Here is a 3,714-nt window from a genome sequence, read left to right on the forward strand (position 1 = left end):
GGCCCAGCCACATGAACTTCCAGCCCGACGGGCGGTCGTGGGGCCGGAACCGCAGCTCGTAGTACTCCCTGAACGCCTCCTCGTCGAACGCGAACCGGCACGTGGCGAGGGGGGCGGGCGCCTCCGCGGCGCTCCTATCGGCGCTCACAGCCCGTGCCTTCCGAACGTCTCGTAGCGCCACTCGTAGAAGTGGTCGGCAAGGCTCAGACCGGTCTCCTCGTTTTTTGTGTAGAAGAAGCGCTCAGCAATATCTTCAAGCGGCGGTATCACGCCCACGCATCCCTGGACGAACTTGAGGTCCCACTCGGCGGCCTGGTTGCTCAGCCTCCGATCCTCCGGCAGCTCCGGGTGCGCATCGTAGTAGCGAATCGAATCGAACGAAGCGGACACGCCGCACAGGACGTAGCCCACAGGACCGAGGTGCTTTCCCAACCCTTTGATCCACCCGTAGGCCTCGGAGTCGACCAGTCGCGTTATACCTTTTGCAAGATCGAACGAAGACTCGTGCGCCCAAACGATGTAACCGGCGGCCGACAGCAGGTCCTCCGCCGTGGACGGGTCGGACGAGGGCTCCCCGGCGGCGGTGTAGCGGGCGGGAAACGACCAGCCGGCCGCCCTCAGCTCGTCGGCGGCCGCGCGCTCCTCGGGGGAGAGCAGCGAAGGGGGTCGCGAGAGCAGCCATGCGAGGGCCGCGGGGTCGAGCACCCTCCCGCCCGAGACGATGGCCGAAACCGGCTTGGGGGAGAAGACCCCCTCGGCCGCCGAGGAGGCCGAAGACGCGGCCGCCTCCAGATCGGCCATGCCCGAGCGGTAGGCCGAGAACGACCCTCTGAAGGCCGACAGGCCCGATGAGATGCCCGCCAGGCCCGACGCGAAGCCGCCCCCGTCCATGCGCACCGACCGGGTGGACAGCCCCCAGAGCAGCCCCTCGGCCTCCCAGAAGGCGGACTGGGCGGCGGACACCTCGGACTCGGCTCCGGCGAGGTCGGCATCGATGGGGTCGAAGCACGCGTCGTCGGAGTAGAGCCTCCCGGCCCGCGCGTCCCCGGGATAGTCCCCGGCCCCCTCCCCGATCAGGACGCCCTGGAACCCCTCGCTGCGGGCCCGCAGCGAGGCAGCGAGCTCGCGGGCGGACTCCATGGACTGCGCGAGGGAGCGGCACGCCTCGGCTGACGCGAGCGCCATGGGAACCGCCGAGCCCTCCACAGACGACGAGAAGGCCGAGTACGACGATCCCTCCCACGACAACCCCAGCACCAGAGACGCCGAGGACGCCGCACGCGCCCCCGCCTCATATGCGTCGGCACACGCCGACGCGGAGTCGGCGGCCCCGGCCAGGGCACCGACATCAAGGTCGACCGACATCAGGACCACCTCCCATCATATCCGTTCGAGTAAGAACCGAACCGATTCTTGAGCTCCTCAGCCGCCTTCCGAGCAGCCTCTACCTCCGCGATCCAATCGTTTTCCTGACGCCTGAGAGAGTCGAGCTCTCCTTCGAGCTCGCCATACGCAGAACGAAGGGTCTGACGCGAGTCGGACAGCGATTGGCTCGGCGCCTCGACAAGCGATGTCGCAGAGCATTCGACGTTGAACCCTGTCGAGATGTGCGTTCCGAGGTTCGCCAAATGATCGGAAACGGAATTGAGATGGCCCTCCACATCGTCAAGCGCTGAAAGAGTGTCTTCTATGATGCGCATATCGTTGCACACTTGCTCGATCTGATCAGAATACGGCGAGTACATGAAGCACCTCCCTTACCCAAGCTTCTCTATGCTCTTCGCGACGCTTCCGTCGGACTCTTCGAACGTCCTCGCGGACGCCTCTACCTGATTTCCGAGATCGGAGAGCACGCCACATGTCATCCCCATGGCGCCTTCCACCGCATCGCACGCAGATCGAAAACCGGCGGAACCAGTCCCCTCCCACGACCCGAACAGCGCTTCGAAGCTAGCCCTCATGGAATCCCGGGAATCCCCCATACGCTCGGCGTTCCCCAAGAAATCGGCCTTGGCCTTCTCCATCCCCGACGATAGGATCGATATAGTCATGACATCATCGCCTTTCTTCGCTCGCCCCAAGATGCTTCATCATCGTCGCTGAATTCTTCCATACGAAGTAGCCCAATCCCTTTTCAGGATTGTCGTCGAACTTGATTCCAGCCCTCACCATTTTGAGCAGGATCTGCCCCGATACCCCGTTGCCTATCCACACCCCGTTGCCTTTGCCCGTCAACTTCTTATACCAAGAGGCAATTCCGAAAGAGGAGAAGTCAAGGGCGTCGTCGCACAGCAGGAAGCGGTGGCTCGAAGGACCGAGCCCTCTCTCCACATAGTCCTTGATCAGCCCGAAACACCCAGCCGCCAACGTCTCCTGCAAGGCCACGAGCGACGGAACGACGACAATCCGCTTGCCCCTGCCTACCTCGCCCTCTTCGGAGAACAGCTCCTCGAGAAGCTTTTCGGAAAGAGGATGCCCGCCGAACTCGCCGGTGGCGTCCAGAACGACATAAGGAACACCATGATCCTCAAGCTCTTGAACGACCTGCTTCAAGAACGGAACGCACGCGTCCCGATCATTCCCAGAGACGATCCAGCACGGCTCCTTCTCGAAATCGAAGGAGAGGACGGAGAGATCTTCCTTCGCAAGCCCCACGGGAACCGACGACATGTCGACGGTGCGGTCCACGAACGTCCGGGCATCAAGGGTCTCAGGAAGCACGGGCACTTCCGCAGCCTTGCCGGAGTAGCGCGCCGAGAGAGCCTCGCAGAGCTCCCTGACCGCATCGAAGTCAGCGCCTTCCTCCTCCGACGCGCTCGCGCCCTGGAACACGAGGAAACCGTCCCCGTCCTTGACAAGGCCCCTCCCTCGCCCCTTGGGCGGCACCGCGCCGCGCAGCGATCCGAACACGCTCAGGTACTCGTCGGGGGAGGCCATCTCGAGCGCCAGTTTCTGCTTGAAGTTCGGCAGAATTCGATAGGGAACCCCGTTCGCGCGGGTGGCAGTCACCATAAACCAAATACCGCAGCGAGCGCCGTCGCGCGTCAGCTCGATGAGAGCCGGCACAAGGGGGTCGAAAAGCTCGCAGAACCGCTCGAAGCCCTCTACGACCACGAGGATCGAGGGCATTGTCTCCCCGGTCGCCTCAAAGAGCGCCTCCCTGTCCCCTCCGAACGCGCCGAGCCGGCGCCGCCTACAGGCCAATTCGCCTTGCAGAATCCTGAAGAGGTTGTCAACTTTCTCCCGATCACCTGTGAGGATGACATCGCCCACCTGCGGGGCCGCCCGGAAGGCCCCGAGCGCCTCGGAGCCGAGATCCACGATGTAAGCGTTGAGGTCCTCGGGGCCGTGCGCCTCCAGGAGCGAGCAGAGGATCGCGGCCACCACCTGCTCCATCCCGCTGCCCGCGCTGCCGTAGAGCGCCGCGTTGCCCTCGGCCGACAGCGGCAGCGTGAGCAGGCGCTTGGCCTGGCTGGCGGGGTCGTCGAGCTCTCCGACGGCGGCCTCCAGGGCGAAGGGGGCGGCCGCCATGCGCCCGAACTCCCCCGCGTAGCGCGCCCCGAGGTCCGCGAGGGGGATCCTTCCGGGCAGCGGGTCGAGCCAGAGCCTGCGGGCGGACAGGCCCGCCTCCTCGGCGCACTCCGCCAGGTGCGCGAGCACGGCCGCGAGCTGCGGGAGGGGCCCGGCGCCGGGGGCTGTCTCTTATACCCCTCT

4 protein-coding genes are annotated in these 3,714 nt (G+C 65.2%); all 4 read right to left on the reverse strand.

Going from position 1 to position 3,714, the window contains the following annotated elements; all coding sequences use genetic code 11:
• Positions 1 to 144: 144 nt before the first annotated feature.
• Genes B5F40_RS15600 through B5F40_RS15615 form a run of 4 tightly spaced genes read right to left on the reverse strand, consistent with a single transcriptional unit; the run spans position 145 to position 3,660 of the window.
• Entirely contained in the window at positions 145 to 1,365 is a 1,221-nt protein-coding gene (locus B5F40_RS15600; protein WP_087195189.1) for a hypothetical protein, read from the reverse strand.
• Positions 1,365 to 1,745 (reverse strand): hypothetical protein, encoded by a 381-nt coding sequence (locus B5F40_RS15605; RefSeq protein WP_087195190.1) that lies wholly within the window; start codon positions 1,743 to 1,745, stop codon positions 1,365 to 1,367. The genes B5F40_RS15600 and B5F40_RS15605 overlap by 1 nt, the downstream gene beginning before the upstream one ends.
• 12 nt (positions 1,746 to 1,757) lie before the next feature.
• Entirely contained in the window at positions 1,758 to 2,051 is a 294-nt protein-coding gene (locus B5F40_RS15610; protein WP_087195191.1) for a WXG100 family type VII secretion target, read from the reverse strand.
• Between the two features lie 4 nt (positions 2,052 to 2,055).
• On the reverse strand, positions 2,056 to 3,660 hold the full coding sequence (locus tag B5F40_RS15615) for an FtsK/SpoIIIE domain-containing protein (protein ID WP_087195192.1): 1,605 nt from the start codon (positions 3,658 to 3,660) through the stop codon (positions 2,056 to 2,058).
• Positions 3,661 to 3,714: the final 54 nt, after the last annotated feature.

Origin of the sequence: Gordonibacter sp. An230, assembly GCF_002159915.1 — a bacterium.
Classification (GTDB): domain Bacteria; phylum Actinomycetota; class Coriobacteriia; order Coriobacteriales; family Eggerthellaceae; genus Rubneribacter.

Bases quoted from the DNA above. Each gene is read 5' to 3' on its own strand.
- B5F40_RS15600 (WP_087195189.1), bottom strand. From the start codon at position 1,365: ATGTCGGTCGACCTTGATGTCGGTGCCCTGGCCGGGGCCGCCGACTCC.
- B5F40_RS15610 (WP_087195191.1), bottom strand. From the start codon at position 2,051: ATGACTATATCGATCCTATCGTCGGGGATGGAGAAGGCCAAGGCCGAT.
- B5F40_RS15605 (WP_087195190.1), bottom strand. From the start codon at position 1,745: ATGTACTCGCCGTATTCTGATCAGATCGAGCAAGTGTGCAACGATATG.